The following is an 18,999-nucleotide window of genomic DNA, read 5'->3' on the forward strand; positions in this document are numbered from 1 at the left end:
CGTCGGCCCGCGCCGGCAGCAGTCTGCCGAACCGCCCCGGGGTCCATGATCGCGGGGTGGCCGACCACCGCCGATCGCCCGACCACGGCCCCTCGCCGGACCCGCCGCGCGCCGGTGACAACGGGTGACGACCGGCGACTACCGGCCACCGGACGCGCCCCGCACGGCCGCCTTCCAGCGTGGCTGCACCCGCCCGGCACGGCCTGATCGGTAGACTCGATCGGGTTGTCTTGTTTCTCATCGCCTTCGGTTGCCGGCCGTGGGACCTATGGACGAGGACCGTGTTGGCTGTGATGACCCACTCCGAGGCGCCGCCCGCGTTGTTCCCCGGCCGTCCGGCGCCCGCCGTCCGCACGCTGGTGGACGTGGTGCGCGCGACGGCTGCGGCGTACCCGGACGAGCCGGCCCTCGACGACGGCCGCCGGGTCCTGACGTACGGCGCGCTGGCCACGGAGGTGGAGCGGCTGCGGCGCCGGCTGGCGACGGCGGGGATCGGGCTCGGCGACCGGGTGGGCATCCGGGTGCCGTCGGGCACCAACGACCTGTACGTGTCGATCCTGGCCACGCTCGCGGCGGGCGCCGCGTACGTGCCGGTGGACGCGGAGGACCCGGACGAGCGGGCCGAGCTGGTGTTCGGCGAGGCGGACGTGAACGCGGTGCTCGGTGCCGAGGCGCAGCTGAGCCGGGTGAAGCCGTCGGGGAACGAGGCGGCGGACCCGGGCCCGGAGCACGACGCGTGGATCATCTTCACCTCGGGCTCGACCGGCCGGCCGAAGGGCGTGGCGGTGAGCCACCGCAGCGCGGCGGCGTTCGTGGACGCCGAGGCGGCGATGTTCCTCCAGGACGAGCCGATCGGCCCGGGCGACCGGGTGATGGCCGGTCTGTCGGTCGCGTTCGACGCGTCGTGCGAGGAGATGTGGCTGGCGTGGCGGCACGGGGCGTGCCTGGTGCCGGTGCCGCGTTCGCAGGTGCGCAGCGGCGCCGACCTGGGTCCGTGGCTGGCGGAGCAGGAGATCTCCGTGATCTCGACGGTGCCGACGCTGGCGGCGCTGTGGCCGGCGGAGGCGCTGAACGAGGTGCGGCTGCTGATCTTCGGTGGTGAGGCGTGCCCGCCGGAGCTGGTGGAGCGGCTGGTCACCGAGGGTCGCGAGGTGTGGAACACCTACGGTCCGACCGAGGCGACGGTGGTGGCGTGCGGGTCGCTGATGACCGGCGAGGGCCCGATCCGGATCGGCCTGCCGCTGGACGGCTGGGAGCTGGCCGTGGTGGACGAGGCCGGGGAGCCCGTCGCGATGGGCGGCAGCGGCCAGCTGGTGATCGGCGGCGTGGGCCTGGCCCGCTACCTGGATCCGGCGAAGGACGCGGAGAAGTACGCCCCGCTGGAGTCGCTGGGCTGGGCGCGCGCCTACCGCAGCGGCGACCTGGTCCGGGCGGAGCCCGAGGGCCTGGTGTTCCTGGGCCGCGGTGACGAGCAGATCAAGCTGGGCGGCCGCCGGATCGAGCTGGGCGAGGTGGACGCCGCGCTGCAGGCGCTGCCGGGGGTGGCGGGCGCGGCGGCCGCGGTGCGGACCGCGCGCAGCGGCAACCAGCTGCTGGTGGGCTACCTGGTGGCCCAGGAGGGCTTCGACCGGGAGTCGGCGGTGGAGCGGCTGCGGGCCGAGCTGCCGGCGGCCCTGGTGCCGCTGCTCGCCGCGGTGGACGAGCTGCCGACCCGGACCTCCGGCAAGGTGGACCGCGACGCGCTGCCGTGGCCGCTGCCCGATCTGGAGCAGTCCGGACCGAGCGAGCAGCTGTACGGCACCGAGGCGTGGCTGGCCGAGCAGTGGGCCGAGGTGCTCGGTGTGCCGGTCCGCGGCGCGGGCGACGACTTCTTCGCGATCGGCGGCGGTTCGCTGGCCGCCGCGCAGCTGACCACCCGCTTGCGGACCCGCTACCCGGCGGTGTCCGTCCTCGACATCTACCAGCAGCCGACGCTGCGGCGCCTGGCCCGGCTGCTGGAGCGCTCCGCGCAGGCGGACGGGCGGGCCCGTACGGTCGCGCCGACCCCGGCCCGGGCGGGGCTGCTCCAGCTGCTGCTGTTGCTGCCGCTGGCGACGGTGACCGGCCTGCGCTGGAGCGTCGCGCTGCTGGCGTTCGGCAATGTGCTGCACCTGCTCGGCGGCTACGCGTGGGCTCCGACGGCGTCCTGGTGGGCGGTGGGCGCCGGGGCGCTGCTGCTGTTCTCGGCGCCGGGCCGGATCGCGCTGGCGGCGGGCGGGGCGCGGCTGCTGCTGCGCGGCGTCAAGCCGGGCACGTACCCGCGCGGCGGCTCGGTGCACCTGCGGCTGTGGACGGCCGAGCGCCTCGCCGAGGCGTCCGGGGCCGACGAGCTGTCCGGCGCGTGGCTGATCCGCTACGCCCGGGCGCTGGGTGCCAAGGTCGGCGAGGACGTGGACCTGCACACCCTGCCGCCGCTGACCGGTCTGCTGAAGCTGGGCAAGGGCAGCGCGGTGGAGAACGAGGTCGACCTGTCCGGCTACTGGCTGGACGGCGACCGGCTGGAGATCGGCCCGATCCGGATCGGGTCGGGCGCGGTGATCGGCACCCGTTCGACGCTGTTCCCGGGCGCCCGGGTCGGCAAGCGGGCCGAGGTCGCGCCGGGTTCCGGCGTCACCGGGCACGTCCCGACCGGCCAGCGCTGGGGCGGCGCCCCCGCCGTCAAGATCGGCAAGGCGGAGCGCGGCTGGCCCAAGCAGCGTCCGCACCGCACCACGTTCTGGGCCGCGGTGTACGGCGCGACCGGTTTCGGCCTGGCCCTGCTGCCGCTGCTGTCCGCCGTCCCGGCGCTGCTGATCGCGGGCCTGTTCGTCCACCCGGGCGACGACCTGCCGACCGCCCTGCGCGGCGCCCTGCTGGCCGTCGTCCCGGCCACCCTGGCGTACGGGCTGGCGTACGCGGCGCTGGTGCTGGCCGCGGTGCGGGCGCTGAGCGTCGGCCTGCGCACCGGCTACCACCCGCTGCACGGCCGGGTCGGCTGGCAGGCCTGGACGGTCAGCCAGCTGATGGACCTGGCCCGGGAGACCCTGTTCCCGCTGTACGCCGGCCTGATCACCCCGGTGTGGCTGCGCCTGCTCGGCATGCGGGTGGGCCGCCGCGCCGAGGTGTCGACGGTGCTCGCGCTGCCCAGCCTGACCCGGGTCGGCGACGGTGCCTTCCTCGCCGACGACACCCTGATCGCCCCGTACGAGCTGGGCGGCGGCTGGGTGCGGGTCGGGAAGGCGGAGATCGGCCGCAAGGCGTTCCTCGGCAACTCCGGGATGACCGCGCCGGGCCGCTCGGTGCCCGACCGGGGCCTGGTCGGGGTGCTCTCGGCGACCCCGAAGAAGGCCAAGCGCGGCAGCTCGTACCTGGGCATGCCGCCGGTGAGGCTGCCCCGCTCGGCCGACCGGGCGGAGGCGGGCCGCACCTACGACCCGCCGACCCGGCTGATGTGGGCCCGCGGCCTGACCGAGCTGGGCCGGCTGGTGCCGGTGTTCGCCTCGTCCACGCTGGCCGTGCTGACCGTGGCCGCGCTGTGCGCGCTGGACCGGCCGCTGCTGGCCGGCCCGGTGCTGCTCGCTTCCGGACTGGCGGCCTGTGTGGTGTCGGTCGCCGCGAAGTGGCTGCTGGTCGGCCGGTTCCGGGCGGTGGAGCACCCGCTGTGGAGCGGCTTCGTGTGGCGCAACGAGCTGGCCGACACCTTCGTGGAGGTGCTGGCGGTGCCGTGGCTGGTCGGCCGGGTGCTGGGCACCCCGCTGCTCAACCTGTGGCTGCGCTCGCTCGGCGCCCGGGTCGGGCGCGGGGTGTGGTGCGAGAGCTACTGGCTGCCCGAGGCCGACCTGGTCACCCTGGGCGACGGGGTGAGCATCAACCGGGGCTGTGTGCTGCAAACTCACCTCTTCCATGACCGGATCATGAGGCTGGATACTGTGATTCTCCGCGAGGGTGCCACCCTGGGCCCGGGCGGAATCGTGCTGCCCGGCAGTACGGTCGGGGAACGCTCCACCCTCGGCCCGGCCTCCCTCGTGATGCGTGCGGAGACCGTCCCGGCCGACACCCGCTGGCTCGGCAACCCGATCGAGGCCTGGCACCAGCCATGATCGAGACCGCGCACGGAGAGAACGCACCGGTGAGCCCCAAGCAGGTCGTCGCAGCGGCCGACCCGTACTTCCCGAACAACGGCGACCACCGGTTCCACGCCCACCGGTACGAGCTCACCCTCGACTACCGGCCCGGACCGAACCGGCTCGCCGGCACCGCCCGGATCAACGCCATAGCGGGCGTCGGCGCGCCGCTGCGCGAGTTCGCCCTGGACCTGGCCGACTTCCGGATCGGCCGGGTGCTGGTGGACGGCCGCGCCGCGCACTACACGCACCGCGCCGGGAAGCTGCGGATCAAGCCCGCCAAGGCCCCGGCGGCCGGCGCCGCGTTCACCGTCGACGTGCACTGGTCGGGCAACCCGAAGCCGGTCCGCAGCCCGTGGGGCGGGCTGGGCTGGGAGGAGCTGACCGACGGCGCCCTGGTGGCCAGCCAGCCGGTCGGCGCACCGTCCTGGTACCCCTGCAACGACCGCCCGTCCGACAAGGCGAGCTACCAGATCTCGGTCACCACCCCGTCCGCGTACTCCGTGGTCACCGGCGGCCGGCTGCTCACCCGCACCACCCGCGCCTCGGCCACCACCTGGGTGTACGACCAGCCGGCGCCGACCGCCAGCTACCTGGTCGGACTGTCGATCGGCGTGTACCGGCCGGTGCCGCTGACCGAGCCGCACGGCGGCGGGGTGCCGCAGACCGGGTACGTCCCGGCCCGGCTGCAGCCGCAGTTCGAACACGACTTCGCCCGGCAGCCGCAGATGATGGCGCTGTTCGAGGAGCTGTTCGGCCCGTACCCGTTCGCCGAGTACACGGTGGTCGTCGCGGACGAGGAGCTGGACGTCCCGGTGGAGGCGCAGGGCCTGGCCACCTTCGGCACCAACCACGTCGACGGCGCCCGCAGGTTCGAACGGCTGGTCGCGCACGAGCTGGCCCACCAGTGGTTCGGCAACAGCGTGACCATCTCCGGGTGGCAGCACATCTGGCTCAACGAGGGCCTGGCCAAGTACGCCGAGTGGCTCTGGTCGGAGCGCTCCGGCGGCCCCTCCGCCCACCACAAGGCCGAGGCCGCGTACCGCCAGGTCACCGCTTTCCCCCAGGACCTGCGCATCGGCGACCCCGGCCGGCGCCTGCTCTTCGACGACCGCGTCTACGAGCGCGGCGGCCTGACCGTGCACGCCCTGCGCGTCGCGCTCGGCGACGACGCCTTCTTCCGCATGCTCCGCGGCTGGGCCACGCTCAACCGCCACTCGGTCGTCACCACCGCGGACTTCGTCGCCCACGTCGCCCGTTCCACCGACCGGCCGGTGGGCGACCTGCTCACCGCCTGGCTGGACCGCCCCGAACTCCCCCCGTTCCCGGTCCGCACCCCGCCCCCGCCGCCGGCCGCGCCGCTGCGGGCCGCCCCCGCCACGCGCTTCTGGCTCCGCCGGCCCAGCGGGTCCTGAGACCTGTCCGGCACCTCCCGCCCGGCGGGCGCCGGTTCAGCGGGCCAGCACCAGGCGGGTCCAGCTGACGCCGGGGCGGCCGTGCAGGTCGCCGCGGTGGGTGCGGTGGACGGCGGCCAGGCCGCTACGGCGGGCCAGCTCCGCGGTCTCCTCCGCGGTCACCGGGAACATCCGCCGGCCCGGCGGCACCGGGCCGTGCCGCAGCGACAGCACCACCAGGCCGCCGTCGGCCAGCAGCGCGGCCAGGGCCGGCATCCCGGCGGCGCGCTCGGGCTCGTCCAGGTGCATCCAGACCGCGGTCAGCAGGACCAGGTCGAAGCGCTCCCGACGGCCCCTCAGCAGCGCCAGCTCCGGCAGCGCGTCGTCCACCCACTCGATCGCCCGCTCCGCGTGCAGCCGCTGCCCGATCGCCCGGAACTCCGCGACCGGCTCGGCCGCCACCACCCGGTGGCCGAGCGCGGCGAGCGCCGCCGCGTCGCGGCCGCTGCCGGCGCCGACGTCCAGCACCGAGACCGGCGAGGTGGGGAAGAACTGCAGCAGCTCCCGGTGCACCTCGGCGAACGTCACGCTCTCGTACTGCTTGGCCAGTTCCGCGGCCGCCACACCGTACCCGGCCGTCCCACCCACGCCTGCGTCCATGCCGTCGGACCCTACCGCCGGACCCCGATCGCCCGGAACCCGATCAACCGGAACCGGATCGGCCCGGAACACATCCTCATCGGTGCAGCCACGGACCATCAGGTGTGATCTGCAGCACGTCCTGTCGGTCCTCGGTCCGCGACGGACGGCTGGTGCGTGCAGCGACCAGCGGCCGACGGGACCGGACTGTCGGCGGCGGCCGCTACGTTTTCCGACATCACCGCGGACGGGGTGGAGGAACCCCCGGTCGGCTGCGGGGTTTTCCGACGACGTGAAGAGCACGAGGTGGGGTCGTTATGGGTTGGCTTGCGGCGGGCGACGGGTACGAGGTCGCCCTGGTGGAGGGCAGGGTGACGGCCCGCTCGACGGCCGGCCGTTCCGCCGGGCGGCAGTTGAAGTCGCTGCCGAAGGCGGTGCGCGAGCATCCGCAGACGGACCGGCTGCGCCGCCTGGCCGCCTGGCTGGACCGGCACGCCGCGTCCTGCCGCGAGCAGGTGGACGCGTGGATGGTCTCCTCGCTGCCGGTGCCGACCGATCTGCTGGCCCGGGTCTGGCCGGACGAGGCCTGGCAGGCCGCCCTGCGCGACCTGGTGGTGGTCGGCGAAGGCGAGGACGAGGTCGGCTTCCTGCGCGACGCCACCGCCGACGGCGGTCTGCGGCTGGTCGACCTGGACGGCGAGACCGTCCGGATCGCCCCGGCCACGGTGACCCTGCCGCACCCGGTGCTGCTGGAGGACCTGGACGACCTGCGGGAGTTCGCGGCCGAGCTCGGCGTGGTGCAGAGCGTGGACCAGATCCACCGGGCGACCTGGCGCAAGCCCGACGACCTGGCCGAGAAGGCCACCGAGGTCACCGACTTCACCGGCGGCCGGTTCGCCTCCCGGTTCGGCCTGGCGGCCCGCGCCACCTCGCTCGGCTACCGGGTCTCCGGCGGCTACGCGACCACCCGGGTGCGCGACGGCGGACGGACGCTGGAGCCCGCGGTGTGGATCGGCGAACCGTACTGGGACGGCGAGTCGGAGACCGGCGCGCTGTGCTGGCGCGACGGCGAAGGGCGGGTGCTGCCGCTGCGCGAGGTCGGCCCGGTCGCCTGGTCGGAGGGGATGCGGATGGCCGCCGCGCTGTACGCCGGCCGCACGGTCGAGGAGGACAAGACCGCATGAGCACCGAGCCGATGACGGGGATAACGGGAACGACGACGGGGACGGGGATGACCGAGGACCAGGCCACCGAACTGCTGCTGGCGGGCGCCGTGCTGCCCCCGGGCACCGAGGGCGCCGGCGAGCGCGCCGTGCCGCTGACCGCACGGACCTACCGTCACCCGGGCCTCGACGACCGGGTGGTGGTCCGCCTGGTGGTGGCCGAGCTGGGCGCCGCCGAGGACCAGGCGCTGGGCTTCCTCGGCCTGGCGGCGGACGGCGAGCCGGCCGAGGTGGGCCTGGGCCTGCGTCAGGCACTGGGCTTCCCCGAGTGGGTGCTGGCCCACCACCCGCAGGACGGCCACCACGCGCTCGGCATCATGCCGGAGCTGGAGCGGGTCGCCAAGCAGGCGGTGTCGCGCCCCAAGGCCGCGCTGGACACCTACACGGAGATCGCCGAGCGGCTGGCCGCCGCCGTGCCGCACTTCCTGCCGACCTTCTACGAGCAGGCCGGCCGGGTCTTCCTCGGCGTGGAGAACTCCCAGTACGCCGCACAGATGTTCGCCCGGGCCCGCAAGGCCGAGGCGCAGCACGGCCTGGCCCTGGACGAGCAGCGCCTGGACGCGGTGTTCCTGGAGTTCGCGCTGGCCGGCGCGCTGCCGGTCAAGGTGCTGTCGGGGTACGCCAAGGAGCTGAGCGCCCGGGTGCCGGCGGCCGAGGCGTTCGACCGGTTCCGGCGGCTGTGCGTGCGGCGCACGGCGGGCGGCCTGGAGCCGTCCGCGGTGATGGCGGCCGACCTGCGGCGCCTGGCCAAGGCGGCCGGCACCGACCCGGAGGAGGCCGAGGCCGCCTACCTGGCGGAGCTGCTGACCCTGCCGGCGACGCTGCGCGCGGCCGCGGGCTGGTGGCAGCGCCACCGCGGGGCGCTGCTGGCGCTGGCCAGGCAGGACGCCGCGGTGCGCGGCCGGCTGCTGGAGCTGATGCCGGTCTCGCACGACAGCGACCTGCCGGGTTTCTGGCTGGAGCTGCTGACCGAGTCGGGCGCCGCGGCGGGCCTGTACGACGGGGCGCTGCCGGCCGAGGAGCGTCCGTCCGACGGCGCGGCGGGCTGGTTCGGCCGCTTCCTGGCCTGGCGCGGGGAGCGGTGGAACGCCCCGGCCCGGATCCCGGCGCTCTACCCGCTGGTCGACCTGATCGCCGGGCGGCTGTGCGAGGAGCACGCGGCGGCGGGCACGACGGTCGCTTTCAGCGGTATCGACGTGGAGCTGCTGGACCAGCTGCTGGCCCTGGGCGTGCCGGTCGGCGACCCCGGTCCGCACGCCTTCCTGCGCCTGGAGCAGTGGGCGCAGGAGGAGGAGCGACGGGACCTGGTGGCGCTGGAGGCCGACCGGCGGTTCCGGCCGGCGTTCGACACCGGCGCGTCCCGGCTGTCCAACGACGACGACGGCCGGCACGCGTTCACCGTGCTGGCGGCTTCGCCGGGCGGGCGCCCGATGCTCGCCGACTGGATGGCGGAGGTCGCCCGCCGGCCGCTCGCCGCGGGCCTGCCGGAGTGCCTGAGCTCCTTCCACACCCTGGGCTGGCTGCCGGGCGAGGTCCTGGTGCTGGCCGAGGAGGAGGTGCGCGCGGCCGCGGCCACCGATGTGGCGGCGGTGATGGCGCGCACCCTGCGGGCCGGTCTGCTGGACGAGCTGTCCTGGCCGGCCTGGGAGGAGGCGGCGGGCGAGCTGGTGGCCCGCAAGGACGTGGACGAGATCGTGGTCGCCGACGCCTGGCCGCACCTGATCGCGGCCGGCGCCGCGCAGGCCCGGGTGCTCGGCGCCGACGGCACGGTGCTCACCCACGACCTGCGGATCCCGGCGGGCGACGCCTACCAGACCGGGTTCCACTACGTGGACGGCTCGCTGCTGGTCCAGTGGACCTCGCGCGCCAACAACCACCAGAAGCTCGGGTACTGGCACACCGCCGCGGACCGGGTGTTCCCGATGACCGACCCGACCGGGCTGCGCGGCACCCGCACCACCTGGCTGGGCACCCTGACCTCGCACAGCCTGCCGCTGGCGGGCGGCGGCTGCACCGGCGGCGTCGGCACCGTGCACGCCGAGGACACCGCGCTGCCCGCCGAGCGGGCGGTGATCGGCGACGGTCGGTCGTTCTGGGTGTGGGCCGACCCGGGCGGCGAGGACCCGTACACCTGGATGGAGTTCGACCCGGCGACCGGCGAGCTCGGCCGCGCCGCGAAGCCGGCGTTCCTCGCCGACGCGCTGCGCGGCGCCCCGGCGGGCAGCACGTACGAGGCCGGCTGGGTGCTGCCCGCGCCGACCGCCGACCCGGCGCCCGCCGGGGTGCCGGTGGACGGCCTGCTCGGCTGGCGCTCGATCGCGCTGCCGGACGGTACGCGCCGCGGCGAGGACCTGGCCGGACGGAGCGTCACCGTGCCCGCCGGCACCGGCACCCCGGTGCGGCTGGTCCAGTTCCCCGGCGCCGAGCAGCCGCAGGCCGTGGTCCAGGACGGCAGCTACGGCATCCGCCTGGTGGACGCCGACGGCGTCACCACCACCACCGCCCGCACCGACAACGCGCCGGGCGCGTTCGCCGAGGGCACCCTGATCCTGCCGCCGCTGCGGTTCTGGCACCTGCTGCGGGCCCGCGACGCGCAGGGCTCGGCGGCGCTGCGGCGCCTGGACGGCGAGACCGCGGCCGCGCTGCTGAAGGCTGCCTGCGCGGTGGACCCGCAGCAGCCGGACACGCTGCCCGAGGCGATCCGTGCCCTGCTGCCGGAGGTCACCTCCGACGCGCTGCTCGCGGGCATCGCCGGTGTGGTGCGCTACGCCGTCGCCCCGTACCAGCGGCTGCAGGCCGTCACCGAGCGGCTGGAGCTGGAGCTGGCCGGCGGCGCCACCGCAGGCACGGTCGCCCCCGGCCCGGGCGACCGGGAGATCCAGCCCGCGCTGAGCGGTCTGGGCGCCATGTCCAGCTGGTACAACAACAAGGCGACCCGCTACGCCGCCGAGCAGCTGGCCTTCCTGGCCGCGGCGACTGCGCCCGAGGCGGTGGCCGCCGCGCCGGGCACGGTGCACCTGGACGCCGTGGAGCCGCCGGCCGAGCGGATCGACTGGGCGATGCTGCCCGTCCTGCCCTCGGCGGTGGCGCTGCGCGCGGTGTCGGCCACCGCGCGGCCCGAGGACCGGGCGGCGCTGACCGGCCTGTTCGAGCTGCTCGCCGGACTCGGCCTCACCAGCCCGGCCGGGACGGCCCGCTGGCGCACCGTCCGGCTGAAGGTGGCCGCCGGTCACCTGGTCGGCCGGGACGGCACGGTCCGCCACGGCGACCGGAAGAGGCTGCTGCCGCTCGGCGGAGGGGCGTTCCTGTTCTTCGTCGACGCCGACGTGGCGACCGGCGGCGACACCGAGGCGACCGCACTGTTCCACGACCCGGCGGGCGCGTTCGCCGTCCCCGAGCCGTACACCCAGGTCTCCGCCGAGCCGCTGGACGGCGGCCCGGACGACGACCGGATGGCCGAGCTGGTGGCGTACGCGGCCGGGCGGGAGCCGGCGCCGTGGTTCCCGGAGGCGGCCGCCCGGTTCGCCGAACTGACCGGCGTCACCGCCACCATGGCCGCCCTGGTGGTGGCCGGCCTGCCGCACGTGGAGGGCTGGGAGCGCAACTTCCTGCCCCCCGAGACCCGGGCGCTGCTCGGGCTGAAGGTCGCCGACGCGGCGGTCGCCCGCGACGAGCTGCGCGCCCTCGGCGCCGCGACCCGCCGGGCGCTGCTGGCCGCGCTGGTGCCGGCCGACCCGGTGCTGCTGTGGACCGAGGGCCCGGAGGTGGCCGCGGCCGCCCGGGTGTGGAACGAGCGGGTGGGCCGCCGGGTGGCCGTCCCGGAGGCGCTGCTGGCCGAGGCGGTCCGCGCGGTGCGCACCGGCTGGAAGTCCCGCGAGGCGCTCGCTGCCGTGCTGGACCCGGCCGCGTCCCGGGAGCTGACCGAGGACCTGGCCTGGACCGTCCGCGGCGACCGGGTGGTGCCGGTCGAGTCGCGGCCCGGCTTCACCGCGCAGACTCTGGTCGGCGCGGTGGCGATGGCAGGCTGGCTGGCCCACCGGCTGCCGGCCGGCGACCCGCTGCGCTCCCCGCTGCCCGCCGTGCTGGCCGACGTCCGCGCCCGGCTGGCCGCCCCGGAGCTGATGCTCGACCTCGGCCGGTACGTCAGCCTGTCGAACTTCCGCAAGGTCGCCGGCGCCGCCGGCGAGGTGACCGACACGTACGAGCGGTACGGCGCGATCGTCATGGCGACCCACGACGACCAGCCGGCGCCGGGCATCCGCACAGCCCTGCTGGACGCGGCCGGCCAGGACCCGTACCTGCCGGCGCTGCGGGAGAACTCCACCGAGCCGTTCCCGGCCGAGGCCGCGCTGGCGGCCGCCCGCTCGGCCGCGTTCGAGGCGCTGCTCGCCGACCCGGGCGAGCCGGCCGCCGGCGAGCGCGGCGCGGACGGCACCTGGTGGCCGCAGGACCCGACCCGCTCGGTGCCCGACCTGGTCGAGACCGTCGCCGCGGAGCACGGCCTCGGCGCGGACGCCGCGGCGCTGTACCTGATGCTGCTGGCCATGCCGGACCCGACCGACCGCAACACCGCCCGCTGGACGGGCTGGCGGCCGGCCCGGCTCAAGGCGGCCCGGGCCGAGCTGGCGGCGACCGACCTGGTCGTTGAGGCCTCCCGTACCCGCGCCGGGCGCACGCTGTTCCTGCCCGGCGGCTGGAGCGAGCAGCGCAGCCCGTACCTGCCGCTGGAGACCTGGAAGCTCCCGCTGCTGCTCGGCGGCGGTTCCACCGCGCTGGGCGTGCAGCTGCCGGCGGAGCCGCCGGCCGGGCTGTACCGCCGGGCCTGGCAGCGCCTGCTCGACGGCGACCTGCCCCGCTTCGAGGAGCTGAAGGCGCCCAGGGCCCGGCGCGGCCGCCGCCGCTGACCCGGCGTTCCCCACCCGGGGTGCGGCGCCGTGCGCGCCGCACCCCGGTCCGACCACCGTTTCCCCGATCCGCACCGAAGGACCCGCATCATGACAACGACCCCCGACCAGGCGGCCCCGCAGGCCCGGCAGATCCTGCCGGCCGAGGAGCGCCACCAGCAGGAGCTGGCCTTCCTCGCCGCCTTCGACGAGGGCCCCCGCCCGCCCGGCTGGGCGCTCACCCCGAGCGCCGTGGTGACCTTCGTCTGCGGCAGCGGCGGCGAGGCGCTGAGCCTGCCGCCGAAGCGCCGCAAGGACGGCGCGCTGCCCGCCAAGCTGGTGGTGGCGCCCAAGTTCGTTGGCGAGCGCGCCCTGGTGGAGCGCTGCGTGGTCACCCTCGCCGGTGAGCGCGGCCTGCTGCTGGTCGGCGAGCCCGGCACCGCCAAGTCGATGCTCTCCGAGCTGCTGGCGGCCGCAGTCAGCGGCACCAGCGAGCTGACCGTCCAGGGCACCGCCGGCACCACCGAGGACGCCTTCCGCTACGGCTGGAACTACGCGCTGCTGCTCGCCCAGGGGCCGACCCCGCAGGCGCTGGTCGCCTCCCCGGTGATGACCGCGATGCGCACCGGCCGGGTCGCCCGGATCGAGGAGGTCACCCGCTGCCTGCCCGAGGTGCAGGACGCGCTGGTGTCGATCCTCTCCGACCGGCGGGTCAGCGTGCCGGAGCTGTCGGGCACCCCGGACGCCACGGTCGCCGCCGTCCCCGGCTTCACCGTGATCGCCACCGCGAACCTGCGCGACCGCGGCGTCTCGGAGATGTCCGCCGCGCTCAAGCGCCGCTTCAACTTCGAGACCGTCCACCCGATCGCCGACGCCGAGGCGGAGACCGCCCTGGTCCGTACCCAGGCCACGGCCGCCGTGCAGCGCGCCGGGGCGGCCTTCGGTGTCGACGACGCGGTGCTCGACGTCCTGGTCACCGTCTTCCGCGACCTGCGCACCGGCCGCTCGGCCGAGGGCTGGGACGTGGAGCGGCCCGGCACCGTGATGTCCACCGCCGAGGCCGTGCACGTCGCCGCCTCGCTCGGCCTGGCCCGCGCCTACCTGCCCGGCGGCGACGTGCTGGACCTCGTCCCCGGCCACCTGCTGGGCGCCGTCCGCAAGGACGACGCGGCCGACCACGGCCGCCTGCTCGGCTACTGGGACGGCCCGGTGCGCCGCCGCGCCGAGGACGGCTCGGCCATGTGGCGTCGCCTCTGGGACCTGCGGGAGAACCTGCGGTGACCGAGCCCCGTACCCCGACCGCCCCGGCCACCGACCCCGCCGACCCGCGCGGGGCGGTGGACGCCCTGGCCGGCTGCACCCGGCCGTACCTGATCGGCGTCCGGCACCACAGCCCGGCGCTGGCCGCCGTGGTGCCGGCGCTGCTGGAGCGGGCCGACCCGCAGGTGCTCTGCGTGGAGCTGCCCGCCGACTTCCAGTCCTGGCTGCCGCACCTCGCCGACCCCGGCACCCTCGCGCCCGTCGCCCTCGCGGGCGCGGACGGGACCGGCCGGCTCGGCTTCTACCCGTTCGCCGACTTCTCGCCCGAACTCGCCGCGATCCGCTGGGCGCGCGAGCACGGGGTGGAGGTCCGCTGCTGCGACCTGCCGCTGGCCGACAAGGGCTGGACGGCCGACGCCGCGCCGGCCGGGACCGGCGCCCGGCCGGCCGGGCGTACCTACGCCGCCGCGCTGCAGGCCTCCGGCACCGGCCGGGACGGCGACGACCTGTGGGACCGCTCGGTCGAGGTCCGGGCGCCCGGCAGCGACCCCGAGGCGGTCCGCCGGGCGGCGCTGGCGGTCGGCTGGGCGCTGCGCGGCGACGCCGTCGCCCGCGGCGGCGTCCCGGCCGGCGACCTCGCCCGCGAGGCGCACATGCGCGCCGTGATCGCCGACGCGGCGGCCGGCGGCCGCCGGGTGGTCGCGCTGGTGGGTGCCTTCCACGGCCCCGCCCTGCCCGCCGAGGACGGCGACCACCCCGCGCCGACGGCGCCACCGTCGGCCACCGCGGACGACGCCCCGGTCACCTCGCTCGTCCCGTACACCTTCGACCTGCTCGACGAGCGGTCCGGCTACCCGGCCGGCATCCGCGACCCGCGCTGGCAGCAGGCCGTGCTCGGCGCCCAGGGCGACCCGCAGCGCGTCCAGCGGGCGGCGGCCCGGGCGATCACCGACGTGTGCCGCGAGCTCCGTGCCGCCGGCCACCCCGCCGGGACCGGCGAGGCCGCCGAGACCCTGCGGCTGGCGGGCGACCTGGCCCGGCTGCGCGGCCTGCCCGCGCCCGGCCGCGGCGAACTGCTGGAGGCGGTCACCGCCGTCCTCGGCCAGGGCGAACCGCTCGGCCGCGGCCGGGCGCTGGCCCGGGCCCTGGAGACGGTGCTGGTCGGCACCGAGCGCGGGCGGCTCGCGCCCGGCACCCCGCGCTCCGGCCTCGGCCCGTCCGTGGAGGCGGAGCTGACCGCCCTGCGCCTGCCCTGCCCGGACGACCCGGACTCCCGCGAACTGCGGCTCGACCCGCTGCGCTCCCCGCTGGACGGGCGCCGCGAGGTGCTGCTCCAGCGGCTCGACGTCTGCGGCATCGGCTACGGCACACCGGTCGAGGTCGCCGGCACCGGCGACGGCGCCGCCCTGACCACCCGTTGGCGGATGGCCTGGACGCCGTCGGCCGCCGTCCGGCTCGACCTGGCCGGCGTCCGCGGCGTCACCGCCGAGATCGCCGCCGCCGGCACCCTGCGGGAGACCGCCCGCCGCCAGGCTGCGGACGGCGGGCCGACCTGCGAGCAGCTGCTGGCCGGGCTGCGCGCCGCGGCCCGCTGCGACCTGCCCGCCCTGGTGGCCGAACGGCTCACCGAGGCCGAGCACTTGCTGCCCGCCACCGCGACCCTGCCGGAACTCCTCGCCGCCCTGGACCTGCTGGAGGCACTGCGGCTGGCCCACCTGCCCGGCACCACCGAGGACACCCGGGCGCAGGCCGCCGAACTGGCCGCCACCCTGCTGGACGCGGCGGTCCGCGGGCTGCCCGGCCTGGCCGGCAGCGAGGACCCGGCGGACGCCGCCGCCCTCGTCGCCCTCGCCACCCGGGCCGGTGAGCACCGGCTCGGGCTGCGGATGGACGAGGCGCTCGCCGCTCTCGCCGCCACCGGCTCGCCGCTGGTCCAGGGCGCCGCCCTGGCCTGCCGCGTCCTGCTCGACCTGGACGCCGCCGACCGCCTCGGCGCCCGCGCCGCCGGCTGGGTCGACGCCGCCGGCGAGCCCGAGGGCCGGCGCCGCCTCGCCCGGCTGCTCACCGGCCTGCTGACGGCCGGCGGCCCGCTGCTCCAGTACGCGCCCGACGCGCTGGGCCCGCTCATGGGGCGGATCGACGCCCTGCCCGACCGGGGTTTCCTCGACCGCCTCCCCGCGCTGCGGGCCGGCTTCGACGCGCTCAGCCCGACCGGCCGCGGCCGGCTCCTCGACACCGTCGCCGAACGGCTCGGCGACCGCCTCGACCTGACGCTGGCCGCCCCGGCCGACCTGATCGCCCTCTGGACGGCCGCCGACGCGGCCGCCGCCGAGGCCCTCGCGGCTCTCGGCCTCCCGGGCACCGGGCCCTCCCCCACCACCCCGGCCCCCACCGCCCCGGCCGAGGACACCCCACCCGTGGTCGATCCGGCGCCGTCGTCCGACGCCGGCCGGCTGTCGCCCACCGACCGCTGGCGCCTGCTGCTCGGCCGCGAGCCGGAGCGCCTGGCCGGCGGCGCCCGCCGCTACGCCCACGCCCTCGACGAGCTGTACGGCGCCGGCCGGGGCGAGGGCAGCGCCGACCACCAGGGCGGTTCGGGCACCGGCGGCGGCCAGGAGGCGTCCTTCCCGACCGCCCGGGAGTGGTCCGAGGAACTGGAGGCGCTGTTCGGCGCCGACGTCCGCGAGGAGGTGCTGGCCGCCGCCGCGGACGCCGGCCGCACCGACGTCCTCGCCGAGCTCGACCCGGCCTCCGTCCGCCCGTCCATGGACCTGCTCACCTCGGTGCTCAACCTGGCCGGCGGCATGCCCGAGCACCAACTCGCCCGGCTGCGGCCCCTGGTGCGACGCCTGGTCGACGAGCTCTCCCGCGAACTGGCCACCCGGCTGCGCCCCGCGCTCACCGGCCTGGCCACCCCGCGACCGACCCGCCGCCCGGGCGGCCGGATCGACCTGCCGCGCACCCTGCGCGCCAACCTGGCCCACACCCGCCGGCTGGCGGACGGCCGGACCGTCGTGGTGCCCGAGCAGCCGGTGTTCAGCACCCGCTCGCGCCGCGAGGCGGACTGGCGGCTGATCCTGCTGGTCGACGTCTCCGGCTCGATGGAGGCGTCGGTCATCTGGTCCGCCCTCACCGCGGCGGTCCTGGGCGGGGTGCCGACCCTGTCCACGCACTTCCTGGCGTTCTCCACCGAGGTCGCCGACCTCACCGAGCGGGTCAGCGATCCGCTGTCCCTGCTGCTGGAGGTCCGGGTCGGCGGCGGCACCCACATCGCCGCCGGCCTCGCCCACGCGCGCTCCCTGGTCACCGTGCCCAGCCGCACCCTGGTCGTGGTCGTCTCCGACTTCGAGGAGGGCTACCCGCTGGGCGGCCTGCTCGGCGAGGTCCGGGCCCTGGCCGCCTCGGGTGTGCACCTGATGGGCTGCGCGGCGCTGGACGACTCCGGCACGCCCCGCTACTCGGTGCCGGTGGCCCGTCAACTCGTCGCCGCCGGAATGCCGGTGGCCGCACTCAGTCCGCTCGCCCTCGCCCGCTGGGTCGGCGACCGCCTCCGGGGAGAGACCCGATGACCCCGACGTCCCCTGCCGACGACCTCCGCCTGCCGCCCGTCGCACCCGAGGTGCTGGCGGCGGCGGTGGAGTCCCTCACCTCCCGGCTGCGCAAGAAGCTGGACGCGGCGATCGAGCAGTACGCCGCCCTGCCGCTCGCCGCCCCGGCCGACGGCCTGGACGGCGTCGCCGTCCGCTGCGGCGAGGACGCCGTGGTCACCCTCGTCCCGGGCCCCGGTGGCGCGGTCACCGCGGAGGACCAGGCGCGGTGCAGCTGCCTGCTCGCGCCACGCTGCCTGCACCGGGCGGCCGTCCTCGGCTGCTGCCCGCTCGCCGACCCGGCCGCCGCCCCTGACACCCCCTCGGAGTCCCCGGAATCCGGAACGGGCGCCGAATCGGCGGCACCGGTTGCCGAAGACGCTTCCGCGGAGCCCGAGCCCGCCGAACCCGTGACGCCCACCCCCGCCCAGGCCGCGGCCGCCGCGGACCTGTGGGCCGCCGCCGCGGCCGCCCTGGCGGCCGGGGTGCCCGCCGCCGGGGCCGTCCCGCAGGCCGAACTGCTGCGCGCCGCCCACACCGCCCGGCTGGCCGACCTGCACCGCGCGGAGGCCGCGGCCCTGCGCGTGGTCCGCGGACTGCGCTCCGCCCGGGCCCGGCACGGCAGCCACCGCACCGCCGACCTGGCCGCCGCGCTGCGCGAACTCCTGCTCACCACCGCACTGCTGCGCTCCGGCCCGGCCGACCGCGCCCTGTTCGGCACCGCCCGCCGCGCCTACCGCCCGGGCGGCGCCCTGCGCGTGTTCGGCGTCTGCCGCGAACCGGTGCTGGCCGCCACCGGCTACGGCGGCGTGGTGACCCACCTGGTCACCGAGGACGGCCGCTGGCTGTCCGTCGCCGACGTCAAGCCCGGCGGACCGGCCCGCGCCCGCGCCGCCGGCACCGCCCCCGTCTCGGTCGGCGCCGCCGCCCTCGACCACGCCGCGCTGTCCCGCGGCGGCCTGCTGATCTCCGGCGCCACGGTCTCGGCGGACGGGCGGCTGGGCTCCGGCCGGGGCGTACGGGCCAACCCGGTCCCCGGCCTGGACTGGCAGTCCGGCCCGCTGGCCGCCCTGTTCACCCGCCCGCTGGCCGACGCCGTGGCCGAACGCCTCGCCGACGGCCCGCTCGCCGACCCGGAACAGACCGACCGGCTGCGCCGACCGGTCGGCTGCGACCTGCTGGTCCTCGGCGCGGAGGCCGACACCGTGCTCGCCCGCGAGCTGGACCCGGCGACCGGGACCCCGCACGGTCCGCTGATCCACCTGATCGCCGCCAACCGGCACCCCGACCTGGCCCACACCGCCAACCTGGCCCGCCTCGCCGGCCGCCCCGGGCTGCGCATCCGGGTGCTCGCCCGGGTGGAGCCCGACCGGGCCACCACCCTCCGGCCGCTGGCCGTCGCCCCGGTCCCCGGTGCGCCCGCCACGCTGCGGCTGCCGGCCGAGTGGCAGGGCCGCGCCGACCTCGGCTACGACCTGCTCCAGGGGACGCACCTGCCCTCCGCGGAGGAGTGCGCGGCCCACGCGGCACCCGTCGGCGCCGGTCCCGACCCGCTCGGCGACTCCCCGCTCTGGCGGGTCCGCCGTCAGGTCGAACTCGCCGTCGCCGGCGGCCGACGCGCCCTCGCCGAGGCCCAGCGCAGCGGCACCGCCCGGTCGGACGCCACCGCCCTGCGGCGCACCGGCTTCCACACCGCCGCCGACCTGCTGTCCGGGCTGACCGGCGAGGCCGACCGGCGCCGCCGCGACGCCTTCGGCCGCCTCGGCGACCCGGACGCCGACCGCTACGCCGCGAGCTGGCTCGCCGCCGCCCTCCACCTGACCGCCGCCGAACGCGAAGTCGTCCGCACCACCTGGCACATTTAGGGGGCT

The 18,999-nt window shown here is 77.1% G+C and carries 8 protein-coding genes; 7 read left to right on the forward strand and 1 reads right to left on the reverse strand.

The features are described from left to right. Positions 1-293 precede the first annotated feature (293 nt). Complete coding sequence (locus FHR36_RS21615) at positions 294-4,118, forward strand: Pls/PosA family non-ribosomal peptide synthetase (protein ID WP_253799813.1); 3,825 nt, start codon at positions 294-296, stop codon at positions 4,116-4,118. A gap of 29 nt (positions 4,119-4,147) precedes the next feature. Further along, on the forward strand, positions 4,148-5,557 hold the full coding sequence (locus tag FHR36_RS21620) for a M1 family metallopeptidase (protein WP_407660850.1): 1,410 nt from the start codon (positions 4,148-4,150) through the stop codon (positions 5,555-5,557). A gap of 36 nt (positions 5,558-5,593) precedes the next feature. On the opposite strand, the gene FHR36_RS21625 is transcribed toward FHR36_RS21620, so the two are convergent. Then, complete coding sequence (locus tag FHR36_RS21625; RefSeq protein ID WP_253799815.1) at positions 5,594-6,196, reverse strand: class I SAM-dependent methyltransferase; 603 nt, start codon at positions 6,194-6,196, stop codon at positions 5,594-5,596. A gap of 296 nt (positions 6,197-6,492) precedes the next feature. Here FHR36_RS21625 and FHR36_RS21630 point away from each other — a divergent pair, with 296 nt between their 5' ends. The 5 genes from FHR36_RS21630 (at position 6,493) to FHR36_RS21650 (ending at position 18,993) form a co-directional block, all read left to right on the forward strand. Continuing rightward, a complete protein-coding gene (locus FHR36_RS21630) occupies positions 6,493-7,359 on the forward strand; it encodes a DUF4132 domain-containing protein (RefSeq protein ID WP_253799816.1) in 867 nt (288 codons plus the stop codon). Then, positions 7,356-12,302, forward strand: coding sequence for a DNA-binding protein (locus FHR36_RS21635; protein ID WP_308199616.1), 4,947 nt, complete (start codon positions 7,356-7,358; stop codon positions 12,300-12,302). Before FHR36_RS21630 ends, FHR36_RS21635 begins: the two co-directional genes overlap by 4 nt. A gap of 90 nt (positions 12,303-12,392) precedes the next feature. Next, the gene (locus tag FHR36_RS21640) at positions 12,393-13,562 is read left to right on the forward strand and encodes an ATP-binding protein (RefSeq protein WP_253799817.1); all 1,170 of its coding nucleotides are present in this window, start codon (positions 12,393-12,395) and stop codon (positions 13,560-13,562) included. Next, positions 13,559-17,110: a vWA domain-containing protein gene (locus FHR36_RS21645; RefSeq protein ID WP_253799818.1), complete on the forward strand. Its 3,552-nt coding sequence runs from the start codon at positions 13,559-13,561 to the stop codon at positions 17,108-17,110. Before FHR36_RS21640 ends, FHR36_RS21645 begins: the two co-directional genes overlap by 4 nt. Then, a complete protein-coding gene (locus tag FHR36_RS21650) occupies positions 17,107-18,993 on the forward strand; it encodes an SWIM zinc finger family protein (RefSeq protein WP_253799819.1) in 1,887 nt (628 codons plus the stop codon). Before FHR36_RS21645 ends, FHR36_RS21650 begins: the two co-directional genes overlap by 4 nt. Positions 18,994-18,999: the final 6 nt, after the last annotated feature.

It is taken from the genome of Kitasatospora cinereorecta (assembly GCF_024172095.1).
Taxonomy (GTDB): domain Bacteria; phylum Actinomycetota; class Actinomycetes; order Streptomycetales; family Streptomycetaceae; genus Kitasatospora; species Kitasatospora cinereorecta.